At 65.6% G+C, this 20,477-nt stretch carries 20 protein-coding genes and 1 tRNA gene; 3 read left to right on the top strand and 18 right to left on the bottom strand.

What is annotated here, in order from left to right; translation table 11 throughout:
- The 7 genes from CRO07_RS05800 to CRO07_RS05770 form a co-directional block, all read right to left on the bottom strand.
- A complete protein-coding gene (locus CRO07_RS05800; protein WP_097029732.1) occupies positions 1–1,443 on the bottom strand; it encodes a CpaF family protein in 1,443 nt (480 codons plus the stop codon).
- Positions 1,444–1,465: 22 nt separating this feature from the next.
- On the bottom strand, positions 1,466–2,725 hold the full coding sequence (locus tag CRO07_RS05795; protein ID WP_097029731.1) for an AAA family ATPase: 1,260 nt from the start codon (positions 2,723–2,725) through the stop codon (positions 1,466–1,468).
- 236 nt (positions 2,726–2,961) lie between these two features.
- Positions 2,962–3,603, bottom strand: coding sequence for an OmpA family protein (locus CRO07_RS05790; protein ID WP_097029730.1), 642 nt, complete (start codon positions 3,601–3,603; stop codon positions 2,962–2,964).
- A gap of 4 nt (positions 3,604–3,607) precedes the next feature.
- Positions 3,608–4,987, bottom strand: a complete 1,380-nt coding sequence (locus tag CRO07_RS05785) for a type II and III secretion system protein family protein (RefSeq protein ID WP_097029729.1) — start codon at positions 4,985–4,987, stop codon at positions 3,608–3,610.
- A gap of 213 nt (positions 4,988–5,200) precedes the next feature.
- The gene (gene cpaB / locus CRO07_RS05780; protein WP_097029728.1) at positions 5,201–6,025 is read right to left on the bottom strand and encodes a Flp pilus assembly protein CpaB; all 825 of its coding nucleotides are present in this window, start codon (positions 6,023–6,025) and stop codon (positions 5,201–5,203) included.
- 105 nt (positions 6,026–6,130) lie between these two features.
- Positions 6,131–6,322: a hypothetical protein gene (locus CRO07_RS05775; RefSeq protein WP_097029727.1), complete on the bottom strand. Its 192-nt coding sequence runs from the start codon at positions 6,320–6,322 to the stop codon at positions 6,131–6,133.
- 169 nt (positions 6,323–6,491) lie between these two features.
- The gene (locus CRO07_RS05770) at positions 6,492–6,701 is read right to left on the bottom strand and encodes a Flp family type IVb pilin (protein WP_097029726.1); all 210 of its coding nucleotides are present in this window, start codon (positions 6,699–6,701) and stop codon (positions 6,492–6,494) included.
- 358 nt (positions 6,702–7,059) lie between these two features.
- Between CRO07_RS05770 and CRO07_RS05765 the strand changes: the two genes are divergently transcribed.
- Positions 7,060–7,935: a lytic transglycosylase domain-containing protein gene (locus CRO07_RS05765; protein WP_097029725.1), complete on the top strand. Its 876-nt coding sequence runs from the start codon at positions 7,060–7,062 to the stop codon at positions 7,933–7,935.
- Positions 7,936–8,079: 144 nt separating this feature from the next.
- Here the strand turns inward: CRO07_RS05765 and CRO07_RS05760 are convergent, their stop codons facing one another.
- The 8 genes from CRO07_RS05760 to CRO07_RS05725 form a co-directional block, all read right to left on the bottom strand.
- Positions 8,080–8,709, bottom strand: a complete 630-nt coding sequence (locus tag CRO07_RS05760; protein WP_097029724.1) for a CoA transferase subunit B — start codon at positions 8,707–8,709, stop codon at positions 8,080–8,082.
- 2 nt (positions 8,710–8,711) lie between these two features.
- A complete protein-coding gene (locus tag CRO07_RS05755; protein WP_097029723.1) occupies positions 8,712–9,413 on the bottom strand; it encodes a CoA transferase subunit A in 702 nt (233 codons plus the stop codon).
- A gap of 73 nt (positions 9,414–9,486) precedes the next feature.
- Entirely contained in the window at positions 9,487–10,143 is a 657-nt protein-coding gene (locus tag CRO07_RS05750; RefSeq protein ID WP_176504498.1) for an META domain-containing protein, read from the bottom strand.
- 157 nt (positions 10,144–10,300) lie between these two features.
- Positions 10,301–10,375, bottom strand: a tRNA-Glu gene (locus tag CRO07_RS05745).
- Positions 10,376–10,535: 160 nt separating this feature from the next.
- A complete protein-coding gene (gene recJ / locus CRO07_RS05740; protein WP_097029721.1) occupies positions 10,536–12,287 on the bottom strand; it encodes a single-stranded-DNA-specific exonuclease RecJ in 1,752 nt (583 codons plus the stop codon).
- Complete coding sequence (gene glpX / locus CRO07_RS05735) at positions 12,284–13,252, bottom strand: class II fructose-bisphosphatase (protein ID WP_097029720.1); 969 nt, start codon at positions 13,250–13,252, stop codon at positions 12,284–12,286. The genes recJ and glpX overlap by 4 nt, the downstream gene beginning before the upstream one ends.
- A gap of 62 nt (positions 13,253–13,314) precedes the next feature.
- On the bottom strand, positions 13,315–14,601 hold the full coding sequence (locus tag CRO07_RS05730) for a homoserine dehydrogenase (protein WP_097029719.1): 1,287 nt from the start codon (positions 14,599–14,601) through the stop codon (positions 13,315–13,317).
- An 87-nt stretch (positions 14,602–14,688) separates the two neighbouring features.
- On the bottom strand, positions 14,689–14,946 hold the full coding sequence (locus tag CRO07_RS05725; RefSeq protein WP_097029718.1) for a hypothetical protein: 258 nt from the start codon (positions 14,944–14,946) through the stop codon (positions 14,689–14,691).
- A gap of 218 nt (positions 14,947–15,164) precedes the next feature.
- On the opposite strand from CRO07_RS05725, the gene CRO07_RS05720 reads away from it, so the two are divergent.
- Complete coding sequence (locus CRO07_RS05720; protein WP_097029821.1) at positions 15,165–15,755, top strand: TetR/AcrR family transcriptional regulator; 591 nt, start codon at positions 15,165–15,167, stop codon at positions 15,753–15,755.
- Between the two features lie 51 nt (positions 15,756–15,806).
- Here the strand turns inward: CRO07_RS05720 and CRO07_RS05715 are convergent, their stop codons facing one another.
- Genes CRO07_RS05715 through CRO07_RS05705 form a run of 3 tightly spaced genes read right to left on the bottom strand, consistent with a single transcriptional unit; the run spans position 15,807 to position 18,661 of the window.
- Positions 15,807–16,376: a TadE/TadG family type IV pilus assembly protein gene (locus tag CRO07_RS05715; protein ID WP_097029717.1), complete on the bottom strand. Its 570-nt coding sequence runs from the start codon at positions 16,374–16,376 to the stop codon at positions 15,807–15,809.
- A 3-nt stretch (positions 16,377–16,379) separates the two neighbouring features.
- The gene (locus CRO07_RS05710; protein ID WP_097029716.1) at positions 16,380–16,931 is read right to left on the bottom strand and encodes a TadE/TadG family type IV pilus assembly protein; all 552 of its coding nucleotides are present in this window, start codon (positions 16,929–16,931) and stop codon (positions 16,380–16,382) included.
- A complete protein-coding gene (locus tag CRO07_RS05705; protein ID WP_235840938.1) occupies positions 16,928–18,661 on the bottom strand; it encodes a pilus assembly protein in 1,734 nt (577 codons plus the stop codon). Before CRO07_RS05705 ends, CRO07_RS05710 begins: the two co-directional genes overlap by 4 nt.
- Positions 18,662–19,002: 341 nt before the next feature.
- Here CRO07_RS05705 and CRO07_RS05700 point away from each other — a divergent pair, with 341 nt between their 5' ends.
- A complete protein-coding gene (locus tag CRO07_RS05700) occupies positions 19,003–20,433 on the top strand; it encodes a Glu/Leu/Phe/Val family dehydrogenase (protein ID WP_097029715.1) in 1,431 nt (476 codons plus the stop codon).
- Positions 20,434–20,477: the final 44 nt, after the last annotated feature.

Here is a 20,477-nt window from a genome sequence, read left to right as displayed (position 1 = left end):
TCACACGATCGGTTCGTAGATGCTGGCCGGCAGGTCATAGCCCCACTGACGGAAGCGGTCGGAATAGTGTGATCGCACGCCCGTCGCGTTGAAGCGCCCGATGATCTTGCCCGACGGCTCGACGCCCAGACGCTCGTAGCGGAAGATTTCCTGCATCGAGATCACCTCGCCTTCCATCCCGGTCAGTTCGGTGATCGACACCATCCGACGAGAGCCGTCCTGAAGCCGGCTCGCCTGCACGATCAGGTTGACGGCCGAGGCGATCTGCGCCCGAACCGCCTTGATCGGCATCTCGATCCCCGCCATCGCCACCATGTTTTCCAGACGGCTGATGCCGTCGCGCGCCGAGTTGGCGTGGATCGTGGTCATCGATCCGTCGTGGCCTGTGTTCATCGCCTGCAACATGTCGATGACCTCTTCGCCACGGGTCTCGCCGACGATGATCCGGTCGGGGCGCATCCGCAGCGCGTTCCTCAGACAGTCGCGCTGGGTCACCGCGCCCTTGCCTTCGACGTTCGGCGGGCGGCTTTCCATCCGGCCGACATGGACCTGCTGAAGTTGCAGTTCCGCCGTATCCTCGATGGTCAGGATGCGTTCCTTGTTGTCGATGAACGAGGACAGCGCATTCAGCGTCGTGGTCTTGCCCGAGCCCGTGCCGCCCGAGACGATGATGTTCAGCCGCGTCGCCACCGCTGCCTGAAGATAGGCGGCCATTTCGTCGGTGAAGGCGCCAAAGCGCACCAGATCGGGAATGCCCAGCTTTTCCTTCTTGAACTTGCGGATCGACACCAGCGATCCATCCACCGCGATCGGCGGCACCATCGCGTTGAAACGGCTGCCATCGGCCAGACGCGCATCGACGTAAGGCGTTGATTCATCGACGCGCCGGCCCACGGCCGACACGATCTTGTCGATGATGCGCAGCAGGTGGCGTTCGTCCTTGAAGGCGGTGTCGGTCAGTTCCAGCTTGCCGTTGCGTTCGACAAAGATCCGGAACGGGCCGTTCACAAGGATGTCGTTGACGGTTTCATCCTTCAGCAGCGGCTCCAGCGGGCCAAGGCCCATCACCTCGTCGTAAAGTTCCTGATTCAGGATCGTGCGCTCGTCCTTGTTCAGGACCACACTCATTTCATCCAGTGCCTCGCCGCAGATGGCGGCGATTTCGGATTTCAGGTTCGCTTCGGTCGCATGTTCGATCGCCGCAAGGTTCAGGTTGTCCAGAAGCCGGCGATGAAGCTCGACCTTCAGCTCCATCAGCCTTTCCTTGCGCTTCTTTTCCTTGTCTTGCGCAATGGCCTCGGCGCTGGGGCGCTGCGCCGCGACGGGGCGGGGCTGCATCACCGGCGTCTTCGGGGCCGTCACTGCGGGCGTTGCGGCCCCGACCGCCGCCGAAGGGGCGGACTTGTCGGACCCGTCGGTGGATTTCCGGTAGCGCGAGAACATTCGGCAGACTCTCCCGTGGTCGTCAGGCCTTGGCGGCTTCCGTGGACCGGCTGTGGTCGTGGATCGATTTCGCAAGCTTCTGCAATTCGCGCCGCAGCGGGTTCTTGGCCGCGGCTTCCGACAGCGGCACGCCGTGGTCATTGGCCTGCGTCACCGCGGCCCCGCCATCGGGCAGTTGCAACTCGATCACGATATCAAGGCTTTCTGCCATCCGTTTGACCCGGCTTTTTGCCGAAAGGTCGGTGAATTTCGGTGCGCGGTTCAGCAGATAGCGCAGCTTTTCCAGCGGCAGACCCTCGGCCTTCAGCGCGCGCACAAGGCGCAGGACGTTCTGCGCCGACCGCAGGTCAAGCTCCATCAGCGCGAAATAGATCTGTGCGCGGGCCAGCACCGTCTCGGTCCAGGAGACCACGGTCGATGGCATGTCGATCACCACGAAGTCGAAGTTCGCCTGCGCCATGTCAAGCAGACGGCCGATATCGTCGGCCGTCACAATGTCCAGGGGCAGCATGTCCGGCGGCGCAGTAAAGACGTGAAGCCGGTCGTTGTAGCTGAGCATCGCTTGCAGGAAACTGTCGCTGTCGGCCGATTCGGTATCCGACAGGATGTCAAACACCGCATCCCGGCGCGGCAGATCCAGATAGGTCGAGACCGCGCCATACTGGAAATCCAGATCGAGCAGGCAGACCCGCGGCGCATCGGTCTTGGAGATCGTCGCCAGTTCCCACGCAAGGTTGCAGGCGAAGGTCGAGGCCCCGACGCCGCCCGCCATCCCATGCACCGGCAGCAGAACCCCATCGCGGTCACCGCGCGCCTTGAAAGCCGGCGAATGTGGTGTGACCGGCACCATTGGCGCAAGCGGCACCGCTGCGGCAGGCCGTCTGATTCGCTCGATCGCGTCATGCAGTGCGCCATCGGGTAGCGGGTAGGGCACGAAATCGTCGGCCCCCAGGCGCAACAGGTGATGCAGCGCGATCGGGCTGACCTGATCGGCGATCAGGATGACCTTGATCTCTTGCGCCTTGGCGGTGCGGATCAACCCGCTGATCCGGGCCAGATCGCTTTCATCCTCGCCGTTGACGGCAAGCGCCACGAATTCCAGCGCCTTCGAATCGGGTTGTTGCAGAAACAGTTCGGCGTCATCGAAGGAAAGATCGCCCCAGCTTTCGCCAAGCTCGCTTTCCATGTCGTTGATCAGCATCTCGAAATTCTGGACATCGCGCGAGACCGTGCATGCCACTATCGGCGCGGGGTCCGGTTGAAGCGTCGCCACGCTGGTCATCCCATCACGTCCTTCCACTGGCCGGCGCCGAGCGGGGGCGATCCTTGCGAACCGATTTCGGACCGATGGCCCTGAACACCCGAAAACCCGACAACCTTTACCCGCCCATCGACGGAGCAGACTGTTTCCTATTGCGCACAAAGGTGCGGGCCAATGTTGGCAGGAATGGGGCTAAAAAAACGTTATTGTTTGATTTCTGGAAGCGGACCCCGGCAAGGGTCCGCCTATCCAACGCGTCAGCCGCCGGGATTGATCTGCGTCGCGATCTCGCGGTTTGTCGGGTGCGGACGGGTCGCGCCTTCTACATATTCGCGGAAAACCACCTGCGCATACTTGCCGTTCAGGGGCAGCGGATGGTTGCGCACGAAGCCCGAAACCTCGGTCACGGTGCGGCGGTTGCGCTCTTCCGGGGTGGCAACCGCAATCACCGGCCGCGTTTCCCCATAGGAAACAAGCGCCTCAAGCCGCGAGGTGCTGATGCCCTGCGTGGCAAGGAAGGCCACCACGGCCTTCGCACGCCGCAGACCCAGCCCCTTGTTGTAACGGTCCGAGCCAACAAGGTCGGTGTGGCCGTAGACGCGGAACCGCACCTCGGGGAACTGGCGGATCCAGTCGGCCTGACGGCGCAGAACGGCCTGCGCCTCGGGGGTAAGGGCGGCACTGTCGAACGGGAACGTGATCGTGGTCGGCACTTCGGCCGCGAATCGCTGCCCCAAGGCCTGTGTGGCCGAGATCGCCCCCATCTGAACCTGTGCGTTGTTCATCGTGGCCTGGCCGAAGGTGCCGTCGCCGATCTCGGAGCTGATCGGCTGGGTTCCGCACGACGCCAGCGCGATGGCAAGCGGGGCGAAGATCGTCAGTCGCAGTGCGCGCGTCATCGCCTTACTCCATCACATAACCATAGGAACCGCTGAAATCCTGCCGGGCGACTTCGCCCACCGCGCCCTTGCCGGTCACGCGGCCGAACAGAAACAGCTCCTGTTCCGACGGCAGTTTGACCCGGTCGGTCGGCAGTGCCAGCGCCTCGCCGCGCGTGGGGGTGACCAGATGCGGCGTCACGATGATGACAAGCTCGCTTTGCGAACGCTGGTACTCGGCGCTGCGGAACAGGGCGCCAAGGATCGGGATGTCACCCAGCCACGGCACCTGACCCTTCAGATTGCGGAAATCGTCCTGAAGCAGGCCCGCGATGGCAAAACTTTCGCCATCGCGCATCTCGACTGTGGTCGAAGTTTCGCGGCGCTTGAAAGCTGCGATCTGAAGGTCGTTGTTGCCGAATGTCACGGTGTTGTCGATCGCCGACACGGCGGCGTTGATCGTCAGGTTGATCCCGTTGCCGTCGACGACGACCGGGGTGAAGTTCAACTCGACGCCGAAAGGCTTGTATTCGACGGTCAGACCGTCCTCACCATCATCGACGGGGATCGGATATTCGCCGCCGGCCAGAAACTTCGCCTCTTGCCCGGAAAGCGCGGTCAGGTTCGGCTCGGCCAGGGTGCGGACCATGCCCTTCGATTCCAGCGCCGCCAGCAGAACGTCGAACTGAAGCGCGCCCAGCGACCCGCTGAACCCCAGCACGCCCTGCGTTCCGCTGGGCACGGTCACGTCGGTGGCGCCCGGCTCAAGAATGAAGTTGCCCGACGAGCCCGCGACCGAACCCGACCCGTTGCGGAACCCAACCGAAGAGCCCAGTGTCTTGGCCACTGATCGCTGCATCTCCGCAAACCGCACTTTCAGCATCACCTGCTGCGTGCCGCCGACATTCATCAGGTTGGACACCCGGTCGGGCGCATAGCGGTTGGCCAGATCCAGCGCACGGTCAAGTTTCGCGATGCTTGACACCGTGCCCGACAGCACGATGCCATCGTTCGCGGTGCGGACCTCGATATTCTCGCCGGGAAGGATCTGCCGCAGGCGTTCCTTGAACTCGGCCACGTCCGGCGTGACATGGACATCGACGTTCGAGATCAGTTTCCCGTCCGGCCCCAGAAGGGTCAGGGTGGTTCGCCCGGGCGCCTTGCCAAGGACATAGATCGATCTGTCCGAAAGCGTCGAGATATCTGCGATCCCCGGATTGGCGATCGAGAGTTCGGCAAACGGCGTTTCGCTTTCGACGACGACTGCACGGTTCATCGGAACGTTCAGCGCATTCGACACGCTGCCTTCCATCACCCGCAGTTGCTGCGCGAAGACCGGGGTCATCGCGGTAGTGGCCAAGGCGAGGGCGGCGAGCCCGGCCCTGCAAAGGTATCCCATGCTCATGTGACCTGCCTTTCCGATCACGCCCCGATGCAGGTCTTTACAGCCCGCTCGGCATCACGATGGAGGATTCGTATTTTATTTGCAATCTTCAGGGTCTTGTGAGGGAGCGTGAATGTGGACAACCGGCAACACCCCAAATCGATCCTTGAAAAACGGCAAGAGCCGGCGGTCAAACGCTGCCCGCCGGCATGGGACGGTTGCAGAGGCCACGGATCAGTTGGTGCAGGGGATGCTTTCGGCCAGCTCGGCGCCGCGGCGGGTGCGGATGACGCAGGTCGGCGCTTCCTCTTTGGTGGCAACCGCTTCGGGCTCGCCTGTCAGGTTGCGGGTGTCGACGGGTGTCGCATCGGCCACCGTCGTGTCGTTCTTGCCGACCAGCGACAGCATCAGCCGACCGCTGGCTTGCGCCTGCGCCAGTCTTGCAACCTGCTGCGGGGTCACTTCGACGGTGACGGTGCGTGCAATGGTCGCGGATGAGGCCAGATCGGCGTTGGCCGTCTGGTCGACGGCGATGATCGGCACCGTTGTTTCGATCAGCCGGGTGGTGTCGCCCGCGGCGCCGGCGCCCGTCCAGTAGACATCGACCCTGTCGCCCGGCTGCACGAAACCCGAAACGCCCGAGGCCACATCGACCTTGATCGCGAAGGCGCGCATCCCGCTGGCCACGCGCAGACCGGCCTCGACGCCGGGTTCGGTCATCTTCACGCCCAGCACGGGTTCAAACTTTTCCATCTGGCGCAGGACGTAGCGCGGTTTGTTCGCCTCGGGGAACAGAGCGGCCTCGTCGGTGAAAATCGAGTCGGGCAGGGCGGATTTCGGCCAGTAGATCCGTTGCACGTCATTCGCAGTCAGCGGGTCGCCGTATTTCAGCGGCTTGTTGGTAACGAAGACCTCGACCATCGGGCCAAGCTTGGCACGAACCGCACGTTCCCTTTCAAGCGCGACCTGCGTCTGCGAGATATATCCCTGCGCAAGATAGACGGCGCCCCCGGCAAGGGCGAGCCCGAGAACGAGCACAAGGCTGAAGATCAGGCGCATGGGTCACCTTTCGTCTGCGGACGCCACCGACGGCAGCTGTATAGCGCGCGCCGGTTAACGGGGGATTGAGGCAAAAGCATGAAACAGGCGCCGGGGCGGGTGGGATCACTCTGGCCTGACGCCGTTCACCGCATCCAGCAGCAGGGCGACAAGCTCAGTCGTCGCGCCAGAGGCGCCGGTGTAATAGGGAATGGTCACAAGAAGGCAAAGCGCGATGATCGCGGCGGTCAGCACGACCCAATCCACCGTCACAGCGCCGTCCGTTTGCATCAGAAAACGCTTGAGATCGAGTGACATGGAGCGCACTTTCTTCTGCCGGTACGGACGTGGGATTGAAGTGGTGCGCCCCTGTCGGAACTGACAGCGCCGCGTCACGATATCAGACCCATTCCGGAGTGCGGGCCCAAGCCGACCGCGCCAAAGGGCGCAGTCGGCTGATTGTCAAAGCTTGAACGCTTGCCCGGTGTTACGGGGTGTCGTGCATGGTCGTGGCGGCGGTCATCGTGGTGCCAAGGTCGCTCACGAGATCGCCAGCCGCGGTCTGAAGTCCGCCCGAGACAGCGGTGACCACGGCGATGCCGAGGCCCACGATGGCGGCGGTCAGCACGACCCAGTCAACCGTCACGGCACCGTCTTCGTCTTTGCGGAAGTTCTTGAAGATGTTCAGAAGTTTCATGTTAATGACCTTTCTACAGGGATGGCTCGTGTCGCCGCCGTTCCGCTTTCGGGTGGTCCGTCTCTCGTGCCCGGCCCGTCTCCGTTTCGGCATGAGAGGAGTAAGCCTTCGGAATGTGGCGTCACTTTGGTCGCGGATGGGTTTTTTCCGGAACATCGGACGCCGGCACCCATTCTTCAGCAAGGCCATGAAATCGAAAGGATAGTTCACGACCCTGGAGCCGGGACCGCGCGGTTGACTGTGGGAAAATGGTCGTATCTTCGGCAGATTCTGCGCCCCGCCCGCGTGTCGGAGTGGTCTGCGGCGACTCGATTCCCTAGGGTTGGGATCAGCGAATGAAGAAACGGGCAGGCAGCCGATGCGGAACCGGACAGGCGCCATCATTCTGGGGTTGCTGACACTTGCCCCGTCCATTGCCTTGGCCGAGCTGTCGCCGTCCGAGGATTTCACCTTTCGGCGGGTGAAGCCTCCGGTTGCGGCGGCGGCGAAGCGGATCACCGTTCAGATCGATCCGATCGAACAGGCGCGCCGTCTGGCCGCCTTGCCCAAGGTCGAGCCGCGGCGGCCGGATGCGCCCAAGCCCCCCGCGGCGCCCGCGCCGGATCTGGGGCTTGAGCCCGGACCGACACCGGCGGGCGCGAATTACGCCTGGTTCTGGGACAAGGTGCCGGTATCGCGGACCGCGGTGCAGGGGCGGTTTCCGCAGGCGCTGGCGGCACTGTCGCAGGGGCCCGGGGGGGCGGTCGTGCGTGCGCCTCGGATGCAGCATCTGGAACGGATCGCCGAGAAGCACGGCACCGAGATCCTGAAGGCCACACTGGGCACGCGGGTGTCGCCTGCGCTGGTGCTGGCGGTGATCGGGATCGAAAGCGCAGGGCGCAGTGATGCGGTCAGCTCGGCCGGGGCGCAGGGGTTGATGCAACTGATCCCGGCCACCGCGCGGCGGTTCGGCGTGTCCGATTCGATGGATCCGGGCCAGAACATCCGGGGCGGTGTGGCCTATCTGGACTGGTTGATGGGCGAGTTCGGGGGCGATCCGCTGATGGTGCTGGCGGCCTATAATGCGGGCGAGGGGGCTGTCAGGGCGAATGGCGGTGTGCCGCCCTATGCCGAGACGCGGGATTATGTGCCGAAGGTGCTGGCGGCCTGGCAGGTGGCGCAGGGGCTGTGTCTGAGCCCGCCCGAACTGGTTTCGGACCCTTGCGTGTTCCGGATCGTGTCTGCGGGGCTTTGAGGACCGGGTGAAGCGGGGGGCTGTCTGCCCCCCGGCCCGGCCCTGGGGGCCGGGCTCCCCCCGAGGATATTTTCGCCAGAATGAAAAGGTGGGGCGCTGGTTGTCCGGCCGGATGTGCCCCGTGGGCGGTCCGGCCGGGGGCGGTCAGTCGACGAGGGTTGCTTCGGTTGCGGCGCGGATCTCGGCTTCGGTCACGCCGTCGGCGCATTCGACGATGCGAAGGCCGCCCTCGACCACGTCGAGCACGCCGAGGTTGGTGATGATGCGGTCGACCACGCCCTTCCCGGTCAGCGGCAGGGTGCAGGCATGCAGCACCTTGGATTCGCCGGCCTTGTTGGTGTGATCCATCACCACGACCACGCGGCCCACGCCGGCCACGAGGTCCATCGCGCCGCCCATGCCTTTCACCAGCTTGCCGGGGATCATCCAGTTCGCGAGGTCGCCCTGTTCGGACACCTCCATCGCGCCGAGGATGGCCATGGCGATCTTGCCTCCGCGGATCATCGCGAAGCTTTGTGCGCTGTCGAAATAGGCGGTTCTGGGCAGTTCGGTGATGGTCTGCTTGCCAGCGTTGATGAGGTCGGGGTCTTCCTCGCCCTCCCACGGGAAGGGGCCCATGCCGAGCATGCCGTTTTCGGATTGCAGGGTGACCTCGATCCCGTCGGGAATGTAGTTGGCGACCAGCGTCGGGATGCCGATCCCGAGGTTCACATACCAGCCGTCCTGAAGTTCCTGTGCCGCGCGGGCGGCCATCTGGTTGCGGTCCCAGGCCATGATCAAACCTCCCGCTTGCGCACGGTGCGCTGTTCGATGCGTTTTTCGTGGGTGCCCTGGATCAGGCGGTGGACGTAGATCCCGGGCAGGTGGATCGTGTCGGGATCGAGGCTGCCCATCGGCACGATTTCTTCGACTTCGGCGACGCAGATCCGGCCGCAGGTGGCCGCGGGCGGGTTGAAGTTGCGTGCGGTCTTGCGGAACACAAGGTTGCCCGAAGGGTCGGCCTTCCACGCCTTGACGATCGACAGGTCTGCCACGATGCCGCGTTCAAGGATATAGGTCTGGCCGTCGAAGTCCTTGTGTTCCTTGCCTTCGGCGATCACGGTTCCAACGCCCGTGCGGGTGTAGAAGCCGGGGATGCCTGCGCCGCCCGCCCGCATCCTTTCGGCCAAGGTGCCTTGCGGGTTGAATTCCAGTTCCAGCTCGCCCGAGAGATACTGGCGCATGAACTCGGCATTCTCGCCCACATAAGAGGAGATCATCTTGCGGATCTGCCGGCTTTCCAGAAGGACGCCAAGACCGAACCCGTCCACGCCGGCATTGTTCGAGGCGACGGTCAGATCCTTCGTGCCCGCGTCGCGGATCGCCTGGATCAGAAGTTCGGGGATCCCGCAGAGGCCAAATCCCCCGGCTGCGATCAGCATCCCGTCGAACAACAGCCCGTCCAGCGCGGCCTGCGCGCTGTCATAGACCTTCTTCATCAACACCTCCCGATGACATCGAGAGGAATTTGTGGCGAAGCTGTCCCTGCCTGTCAATCGCCGCGCCGCGGCGTCAGCGACGGGCAACGATCAGGGGGCTGTCGTTCTCGGTCAGCATCAGCCGTCCGTCCGGGGCGATGTCGAAGCCGGTGATGCGGGTCAGCGCGGCCAGGAAGGTGCGTTCAAACGCCATGCGTTCGGGGGGGCAGGCCATGCGGGTGCTGGCGACCGGCCCGATGCGCAGGCCGTCTGCCGATGGTTCCAGTGCTGCGGTGAAGTGGTTGCAGCCACCGTGTCCGGACAGTCTGCGCCCGGCTGCGGCCAGCAAGGCGCCTTCGGGGGCCGCGGCGCCGGATGCCTCGGTCACCTGCCAGTCGCCCTGAAGCAAGTCGAGCGGTGCCCCGCCGCATCCCGTGCCGCCGGGTGGGGCAAGAAGTGTGACGGTCAGCGGGTAGGGCATTCCCGATATGGTATCACGGCAGAGTTCGCGCCGCACCTCGAACCCGATGATCGGTGAGGCGAAGCGCAGGCCGCCGTCGATCGGTTCCGCATCCGGCAAGCGTCCGGTGACGGTATCGCCCAGTTGCCGGGTCAGGCTGACACCATCGCTTGCGGCGCGCAGCAGCCAGCCGGGCATCTCGCCATGGGCGATCAGCGGCAGGATGGGCTGATCCTCTGCCGTGGCAGAGAACGGGGTCAAAAGGAGCAGGACGGCGAGAGAGCGAAGCATGACGCGGGCCTCCTTTGGCGCAACTTGGCGCCAAGTGCCGTGCGCGTCAACCGCGGCGCCGACGCGGGCGGCCATGCCTGTGTCGCAGGATGGGTCGTTCTGGTCGGATTGGCTGAGCCATCCGGTGTCCAGTTGAGGGGGGTCTGGGGGTCAAAAGTGGCAGCCCGTAGGGGAGTCGAACCCCTCTTCCCAGGTTGAAAACCTGGTGTCCTAACCGATAGACGAACGGGCCACACTGGACAGGCGCGGTGATATTGCGCCTTGTGGGGCAGCGCAAGAGAGAAATTTGCGGATCTGGCATGGAAATCTGTCGGGGTGGATCGGTGTATGGTTAACGCCTGTCGGGCTGGCGTGTTCGGCATCTTCGATACGCCGTCTGCGCTGCGGGAAGGTCAGGCCCGGGCGGCGTCTTCCAGGCGAAGTTGCACCCGCGCGGACCCGCCCCAGGTGTCGATTTCCAGCCGCCCGGCCAGGTGGAACCGCTGGGCGCCGCAATTGTCGAGCAACGGGCCAAGCGGGCCGTCGAAGCAGCCGAAGGCGATCGCGTCCAGACGGCCCTCGGCGCCGCCGATGCTCAGGCGCAGGTGCTTGTCGCCGATCCGGCGCGAGGTCACGCGCTGATCGGCAAAGGCAAAGCGCGGCGCGGCGGCCGATGCGCCATAGGGGCCGGCCTGCTCGATCTGTTCGACGAAGGCATGGGTCGCGGCGGCGGGGGCCAGAAGCCCGTCCAGCCGCAGATCCGCAGGCCCCGCGGCCGCAGCGCCCTGTTTTGCCAGCAGTTCGCCCAGCCGTGCCATCGCATCCGTCAGGCGGCTTTCCTCGACCGTCAGGCCCGCGGCCATGCGGTGTCCGCCGCCCTTCAGCAACAGCCCCTCATGCGCCACGCGATGCACCGCCGCCCCCAGATCGACGCCCGAGATCGACCGACCCGAGCCCTTGCCGATCCCGGCTTCCAGCCCGATCACCACGGCGGGGCGGTGGGTCGCCTCTTTCAGCCGTGCGGCGACGATGCCCACCACGCCGGGGTGCCAGCCTTCGCCCGCGGCCCAGACCAGCGGGCCGTCCAGACCGCGCGCCTCGGCTTGCGCCAGGGCTTCTTCGCGCACGCGGGCCTCGATCTCGCGGCGTTCGGTGTTCAACTCATCCAGCCGTGCCGCCAGCGCTGCGGCCTCGCGCGGGTCATCGGTCGCAAGCAGCCGCGCGCCAAGGTCGGCCTGACCGATCCGGCCGCCGGCATTCACCCGCGGACCCAGCAGGAAACCCAGCGCATAGGTGTTCGGCGCCGCGTTCATCCGCGCCACATCGGCCAAGGCCACAAGGCCCGGCCGTTCGCGCCGTGCCATCACCTTCAGGCCCTGCCGCACCAGCGCGCGGTTCACGCCCAGCAGCGGCGCCACATCCGCCACCGTCGCCAGCGCCACCAGATCCAGCATCGCCATCAGATCGGGGCCCTGCACGCCGTCACTCCGCAGGCGCCGATTCGCCTCGACCAGCAGCAGGAACACGACCGAGGCCGCGCAGAGATGGCCAAGGCTGCCATCCTCATCCTGCCGGTTCGGGTTCACCACGGCCAGCGCGGGGGGCAGCGTCTCGGCGCCAAGGTGGTGATCCAGCACGACGACATCGGCGCCTTTGGCCGCGGCGATCGGCTCGTGCGAAAGGGTGCCGCAATCGACGCAGAGGATCAGGTCATGCGCCGCCGCCAGCGTCTGCATGGCGGGGACGTTCGGGCCATAGCCCTCATCGATGCGGTCGGGAATATACAGCGTGGCCTCGCGTCCCAAAGCGCGCAGCCAGCAGATCAGCAGCGCGGCGGATGATCCGCCGTCCACGTCGTAATCGGCAAAGATCGCGATCCGCTGCCGCCGTTGCACCGCCTGAAGCAGGCGGTCAGCGGCGATCCCCATATCCTTCAGCCCCAGCGGATCGGGCAAAAGGTCGCGCAGTGCCGGGGCAAGGAACAGTTCTGCATCCGAGGCCGCGACGCCCCGCCGCACCAGCGTGCGGCAGAGCGGCAGGGGCAGGCGCGTGGTCTGGGCCATCGCCTCGGCCAGACGGTCGTCCTCGGACGAGGGGCCGACCCAGCGGCGGCCCGTCGCAGAGGCTTCCACCCCCAGAAACGCGCGCGCCGCCGGTCCGGTCATTTCACCGGGCTGCGATAGCTCATCCGCCGGACCGAGCCGGTCTTGGACCGCATCAGGATGGTCTCGGTCGTGACCCAGCCCGGTTCGCGCCGGATGCCGGCCAGGATCGAGCCGTTGGTGACGCCGGTCGCGGCGAAGATCACGTCGGCGGTCACCAGTTCGTCCCGGGTGTAGATCCGGTCCAGATCGGTGATGCCGGCGCGGCGGGCACGCGAGCGTTCGTCATCGTTGCGGAACAGAAGCTGACCATACATCTGGCCGCCCATGCATTTCAGCGCGGCCGCCGCCAGCACGCCTTCGGGCGCCCCGCCCGAACCCATATACATGTCGATGCCGGTCAGATGTGCCTCGGCGCAGTGGATCACGCCGGCCACGTCGCCGTCGGTGATCAGCCGGATCGCCGCGCCGGTCTTGCGGACCTCGGCGATCAGATCCTCGTGCCGGGGGCGTTCCAGAATGCAGACCGTGATGTCGGCCGCAGTCCCGCCCTTGGCCTTGGCCAGCGCATGGACACGTTCGGCCGGGGACATCTTCAGCGTCACGGTGTCGGGGGCATAGCCCGGCCCGATCGCCAGCTTTTCCATGTAGACATCCGGGGCGTGCAGCATCGTGCCTCGCGGGGCCATCGCGATCACGGTCAGCGCATTGGGCATGTCCTTGGCGGTCAGCGTCGTCCCTTCCAGCGGGTCAAGCGCGATATCCACCGCAGGTCCGTTGCCGGTGCCCACTTCCTCGCCGATGAACAGCATCGGCGCCTCGTCGCGTTCGCCTTCGCCGATCACGACGACGCCGGCGATGTCGAGCAGGTTCAACTGGTCGCGCATCGCGTTGACGGCCGCCTGGTCGGCGGCCTTTTCGTCGCCGCGACCGATCAGACGGGCCGAGGCGAGGGCCGCCGCCTCGGACACGCGGGCCAGGCCCAGCGACAACAGTCGGTCGTAAAATTGATGATTGGCGTCTGCCATGATCACTTTCCTCGAGGGTGCAAGTTCTCCGGCACCTTCCCTATCGGAAGGGGGGGGGCGGATCAAACCTCTTCGATGCGGATCGCGACCGGCTCTCCGACCAGAACGCCGGTGGCGCCGAACTGGCCGATGGCGTGGCTGATGTCGTCACGGGTGGCCTTGTGGGTCACGATCAGCACCGGGGCATGGCCGCCGGCATGGCCATACTGGCGCATCCGGTCGATCGAGATCCCGGCCTCGCCCAGTGCGGTCGCGATCTTGGCCAGCGCGCCGGGCTTGTCCAGCAGCACCATGCGCAGATACCACGGCGCGGGGGCCGCGACCTTGGCGGGAACCGCCTCGATCAGGCTGGTGGCGGGGCGGCCGAAGGTCGGCACCCGGATGCCGCGGGCAAGGTCGATCACATCGGCCATCACCGCGCTGGCGGTGGGGCCTTCGCCGGCGCCCGGGCCGCGCAGCACGATCTGCCCGACCGAGTCGCCTTCCAGCACCACCATGTTGGTGCCGCCCTGCAACTGGCCCAGCGGACTGTCGGCCGGCACAAGGCAGGGGGTCATGCGCTGTTCCAGCCCGCGCCCCGAGACCTGCGCCACGCCCAGCAGCTTGATGCGGAAGCCAAGGTCGGCGGCATGGCGGATGTCGTCGATCGAGATCTGGCCGATCCCTTCCAGTTCCACGGCATCAAAGGACACCCGCGTGCCAAAGGCGATCGCGGCCAGCAGCGACAGCTTGTGCCCGGCGTCGATGCCGCCGACGTCAAGGTTCGGATCGGCTTCAAGATAGCCCAACTGGCGGGCTTCCTCGAACACATGGTCATAGGGCAGGCCCGCGGATTCCATCCGGGTCAGGATGTAGTTGCAGGTGCCGTTCATCACCCCCATCACCCGGCGCATCTGGTTGCCGGCCAGCCCCTCGGTCAGCGCCTTGATGACCGGGATACCGCCCGCCACCGCCGCCTCGAACCGGATCGCAAGGCCCGCGGCCTCGGCCGTCTCGGCCAGGGCCTGCCCGTGATGGGCCAGCAGCGCCTTGTTCGCCGTCACCACATCCTTGCCGGCCGCAAGCGCGGCCTCGGTCGAGGCTTTGGCCGCACCTTCCGCGCCGCCCATCACCTCGACATACACATCCACATCCGCGCGCTGCGCCAGCGCCACCGCGTCGGTTTCCCATGCATAGGCCGACAGGTCGGCATCGCGGTTCTTCGCACGGTCACGCGCGCAGACGGCGCTGATGGTGACGGGACGGCCGCAGCGCGCCTCGATCAGATCGGCATGGCGCTGGATGATCTTGACCACCCCGATACCGACGGTGCCGAGACCGGCAATACCAAGACGCAGGGGCCGAGCCATGAAACCTCCGAAACAGTGAACCGGCGCCGCACGCCGGGCTTGGTGCGAGCGTCTGTTACCGGGTTGCGCCCCAAGACGCAACGCGGCTCAGGGCGCGGTGGCGGCCTTGTCGTCTGCGGCCATCGCGCGGGCGCGGGCCCGCAATGCCGCCGCCCGCGCCTCGACCTGTGCGGTCGTCTCGGGCGTGATGGTGGCGGTTCCCGCCTCGGCCAGCACGTCGTCCAGCGGGCGCAGCGGCGGGGGATCGCCCGCCGCGGTCGGGACGTCCTGCGCCGCGATCACCTCGGGGTAGTCGGCGCAGCCGGCAAGGGCTGCAAGGGTGGCGAAAAGCAGGGCAGGGCGCATGGGCGATCGTGTCCGCAGGGGTCGCGCCGACATTAGCCGCGGGCGCGCCCGGCCGGCAAGGGGGGGCGGACGTGCAGGCGGGATGCGCAGGTGGCGGAAGGCGCGGGCGGGCAACGCCCCCTTTCGCGATCCCGGCATGAATTCGGCGCAAGCGGGCGCATCTGCCTGGCGGGCCGGGGGTGCTTGAACTGAACCGGCGTTCAGATACCTTGGGCGGCATGGCACGCACGGCAGGTTCCCACGCAGAGACTACGGGCCCGCGGGTCCGCGAGGCGGCCCAGCGGCTGATTGCGCGCCACGGCTATGCCGCGGTGTCCATGCGCCAGATCGCGGCCGAGGTCGGCGTGCAGGCCGGCGCGCTTTACCTTTACACCCCCGACAAGCAGACGCTGCTTTACGATCTGATGCGGCTGCACATGGAAGAGCTGCTGGCCACGGTCGAGGCGCTGCCGCCGCTGGATGATCCGCGCGCCGCGCTGGACCGTTTCGCGCGGTTCCACATCGGCCACCACCTCGACCGCCCCGAGGCGGTGTTCATCGCCTATATGGAACTGCGCAACCTGACGCCGGAAAACTTCGCCGCGATCGAGGCGCTGCGCCGCCGATACGAGGAAGGTCTGGCCGCGATCCTGCGCGACGGGGTGGCGCGTGGCGCCTTCGCGCTGCCGGATCTGCGGCTGGCGACGCGGGCGATCATCGCCATGCTGACCGGCGTCACCCACTGGTTCCGCGACATGGGTCCGATGGGCCGCGACGAGGTGGCGGCTTGCTATGCGGAAATGGTGCTGAAAACCGTGGCAGCGCCGTGACCTGCGGCGGCCCGAAGCGGGCGCGACGGGCCGCCGCAGCCGGACGGGGGGTCAGGTCACGAACTCCAGCTTGGGCATGAAGCGCGGACGGGTCACAGTGAATTCCTGAAAGGTGAAGGGGCCAAGACCCATCGAGAACAGCGGCGTGTAGTCCAGCCATGTCTCGACCACGATCAGGTGGTCGCCGTCGGGCAGAATCGGGATCTGGTTGGCGTAAGTTCCGATGGTCGCGTCGGTTTGCGGGGTTTTCCCGCCCGCGGCATAGGACCATGCGATCTTGTAGGCCTCGTCTGCGTCGCTCCAGGTGATGCTGGAAACCCGGATCGCGGTCTCATCCGAGGTGACAAGCCACTGGAACAGCCCATGGGCATTGTCGAGGAACTGGCTATCCACCTCTTGCCGCTGGCGCGACAGCGCGTCCGAGATCGTGTAATTGGCCTTCGATGCGGTGGTGATCGTTTCGAATGCGTCGAAGAACACATAGATGCCCAGATAGGCCCAGATCAACGGCGGCAGGATCAGGATGGTCTCGACCGTGACGCTGCCGCGGCGCTCGGACAGGAAGGCGCGGATGGCCCGAGCAAGCGGAACCAGAACCGGGGTCAGGCTGAAATGGCGCATGGCTTATCCGTTCGATTCGGCGGGGCGGGGCTCGTTCACGAAGGCCGAGGTTGAAATCAGCCGCACCCCGCCGGTGTCGTCCTTGGGCAGATAAAGCCCCAGGCCATAGTTCGGAAACACCGGATCGGCGACCACGCAGACGCGGATCAGCATCAGTTCGTTTTCGCCGCCGCGGTTCAGATCCTCGGGCGGGTTGATGGGGGCCGAGCGGTCCACGCAATCGGGCGCCAGGGTGGGCAGCGACCAGTCGCCAGTGGTGGCGATCGGTTCCAGTTCCAGCCGCAGGACATTCAGACAGTCGGGCACGAAGGTGTTCTTGGCGCAGATCCGTTCCTTCACCAGCTGGTGGGTGGGGTTGGTGATCTGGGTCAGGCGCAGTTCGCGCACGGTCAGATCCACCGCGCGGTCGATCATCACCTTGCGCGACAGCAAAAGGCCCGACTCGAACCCCGAGATCACCACAGTCAGAATCACCGGAAAAGCGATCACGAACTCAAGGCTTGCCGCGCCGCTTTCGCAGGTCAGGCGACGGAAAAGGCGGCCGAGCGCGGTCATTGCGTCAACCTGAGCTGGGTGATGTGGCTGGCGATCGAGCGGAAGGCGCTACGGATTTCTTCGCCATAGACCTTGTAGTAATGGCCCGAGGTGCTGGCGCAGTATTTCAGCAACGCTTCGCCGCCCGGTTCGGCCTCGAAGGCGATCGAATAGACGGTGATCTTCTTCGCGCGGGCGGCATCGCAGATGTTCTTGGTGCGCTGGTCCTTTTCGGACGGCTGGAAGTTTGTCACCCATGCGGCGTATTTGTTGGCGATGCCGGCGCCGGCGTAAAGAACGCCCGCCACCCAGCCTACGCGCGCCTCGTGCCAAAGGTCGGGATAGCTTAGCCGGGCCGCGGTCGCGTTGGTGGCTGTGCTGGTGCAGACTTCCTTTTCACCCCAGGCGATGCACTGGTTCCACCAGTTCTTTTTCGTGCAATAGCTTTGCATCGAGCAGCTGGTGTTGGACACCTGCACATCGGCCGTCGCATTGTCCTTGGTGCCGGTGCGTTTCCAGTAATATTTGCCGTTCGACAGTTTCAGTGACCAGTTGCGCACCTCATCACCGGGGCTGCCGCTGAGCCACACGTCCGAGAGGCCGGTCTTGATCCCGTTGGCAAGACGGGGCTCGGTGTTGACATGTTCGCCATCGGTCATCAGCACGATGACCTTCATCTTGTTTTCAGCCTCGTGGCTGAGGGGGCGGCCAAGGAAGGCGCTGTTGACCAAGCCGTCGTCGACCAGGCTGGAGACCGATGCCTGCAACGTCGGATCAAGCAGCGTCACCCCCCATTTCATTCCGGTGTCGATGGCGGTCGAGCCCGCAGCCTCCAGCGCCTCGATGGCCGCCTTCAGCTTGTCGGGATCGTGCGAAAACGCGGTCACCCGCGGGTCTGCGGTTCCGCCATGTTCGGGGCACCAGTAGAAGGTGGGCTTCTGCGGGTTGGAGGTGCTTGCGTAATGCTCGGCATTGCCGGAACCGACCAATGCCGTCGACGTGGGCAGCGCCGTGGTCTTGAAATCGGACTCGTCGAAATCGACGCAATGCGAATAGGACTGGCCGTATTGTGCGTTGGGGAATGTGTTCCACAGGTCGGGGCCGATGTTCACCTGCCCCGAATAGGGCACGATCGACACCGAGACCATCGGCGCACCGTCAAGGCCGGTGTTGGCGCCGGCCATCACGATGTCCACGAATTCCTTGGCTGCCACCTTCAGGTTTTTCAGCCGGTCGCGCTGCGCGCCGGTGACATTGTCGACGATCATCGAGTTCGAGATGTCCAGCACCAGCGAGATCTCGACGTTCGACACCCGCTCTTCTGCGGTGCTGGCGGCCCCGGCGGCGAGGGTGTCGATGTTCAGCAGCTTCATGAACACGGTGGGCATCTGCGCCGTGGCGGTCGCCGTCACGCTGCGGGCGTTCAGCGTGTTCGCGTTTACCACCGGTTCGTCGAGGTATTCTTCAAGTCCCGCCTTGGCGACATAGTCATTCACCACCTCTTTCGGGGGGCGGCTCTGGTTCAGGCTGGCCGCCGCCAGCACCGCGCGGTCAAGCGTGCCCTGAAGGCGCGACCGTTCATGCTCGAACCGGACAACGTCGATGGCCAGCCCGCCGATCATCAGCATCAGCACCAGCATGTAGATGCCGAAGATGATCATCGCGCCATCCTCGTTGCGGCTGAAACGCATGATCCGGCCAAGGGGCCCGCGTGCCGCGGCGCCGCAGAGGAAGCCCGTCTGTTCTTGCATCCGAAAGACCCTCGTCAAAACTCTTGCAGGTGGCCGTCTGCAATACCTATCCGAAATGATGGTTTCGGGGCGTTTAACGCGGCAGATTTGGCGGAATTATGGCTGCGCCTCGTGCCGGGCCGGACCGGAAACGATGCGCCGGGTGGCTGCGGTATTGTTTGCAACCGAACCTTTTCGCACACGCGCCGGTGGTGGCGTGGGCGGCCGGCCGCGAATCAGCGCGGTCATGCGGAAGGGGGGCGTGCAGCGGCGGGCCGCGCAGAAGGCGTGCAAATCCTGTGGCGGCGGGTTAGCTTTTCCCGTGGGTGCGCCCCTGCGCCGGCAACCGAAAGGGAAAAGGAATGCATCTCGCCGCCGAGCCGAGCTTTCGCGAGTCGGTCGATCTGATGTTCAACCGGGCGGTGGCCCTGATGGACCTGTCGCCGGGGCTGGAAGAGAAGATCCGGGTCTGCAACTCGACCTATACGGTGCGGTTCGGGGTGCGGCTGCGCGGCAAGATCGAGACCTTTGTCGGCTATCGGTCCGTCCATTCCGAACATATGGAGCCGGTCAAGGGCGGCATCCGCTATTCGCTGGCGGTCAATCAGGACGAGGTCGAGGCGCTGGCCGCGCTGATGACCTATAAGTGCGCGCTGGTGGAAACCCCGTTCGGCGGGGCGAAGGGCGGGCTTTGCATCGATCCGCGGGCCTGGGACGAACACGAACTGGAACAGATCACCCGCCGTTTCGCCTATGAACTGGCCAAGCGCGACCTGATCAACCCGGCGCAGAACGTGCCCGCCCCCGACATGGGCACCGGCGAGCGCGAGATGGCCTGGGTCGCGGATCAATATGCCCGGATGAACACCACCGACATCAATGCGCGGGCCTGCGTCACCGGCAAACCGATCAACGCCGGCGGCATCCATGGCCGGGTCGAGGCGACGGGCCGCGGCGTGCAGTTCGCGCTGCGCGAATTTTTCCGCCACCCCGAGGACAAGGCGAAAGCCGGGCTGTCGGGCGATCTGGACGGCAAGCGGGTGATCGTGCAGGGCCTGGGCAATGTCGGCTATCACGCGGCGAAGTTCCTGTCCGAGGAAGATGGCGCGAAGATCGTGGCCATCGTCGAGCGTGACGGGGCGCTGATGAACCCCGACGGGCTGGAGATCGAGGCGGTGCGGCAGTGGATGGTCCGGACCGGATCGATCCGCGGCTTCGCCGGGGCGGATTTCACCGAGGATGGCGCCGCGGTGCTGGAGGAAGACTGCGACATCCTGATCCCTGCCGCGATGGAAGGGGTCATCACCCGCGAGAATGCGGCGCGGATCAAGGCGCCGCTGATCATCGAGGCGGCGAATGGGCCTGTGACCTTTGGCGCCGACGAGATCCTGCGCCGGAAGGGCTGTGTCATCATTCCCGACCTTTATGCCAATGCCGGGGGTGTCACCGTCTCGTATTTCGAATGGGTGAAGAACCTGTCCCACATCCGCTTTGGTCGGATGCAGCGCCGGGCCGAGGAGGCGCGCAGTCGCGCACTGGTCGAGGAGTTGGAGCGGTTGTCGGCCGATCAGGGCCTGGGCTGGCAGTTGTCGCCGGGCTTCAAGCGAACATTCATGCAAGGCTCGGATGAGTTGGCGCTGGTGCGCTCGGGGTTGGATGACACGATGCGGATTGCCTATCAGTCGATGCGCGAGGTCTGGCGCGGCCGCGAGGATGTGCAGGATCTGCGGGTGGCGGCTTATATCGTGGCGATCGGGCGGGTGGCGGCCACCTATCGATCAAAAGGGCTGTGATCGGGCCGCGCGCGGGGGCGCTGCCCCCGCACCCCCGGGATATT

Source organism: Cereibacter ovatus (genome assembly GCF_900207575.1).
Taxonomy (GTDB): Bacteria; Pseudomonadota; Alphaproteobacteria; order Rhodobacterales; family Rhodobacteraceae; genus Cereibacter_A; species Cereibacter_A ovatus.
Note: the sequence above shows the minus strand (reverse complement) of the source record. Positions and strands in the feature narration are given on the sequence as shown.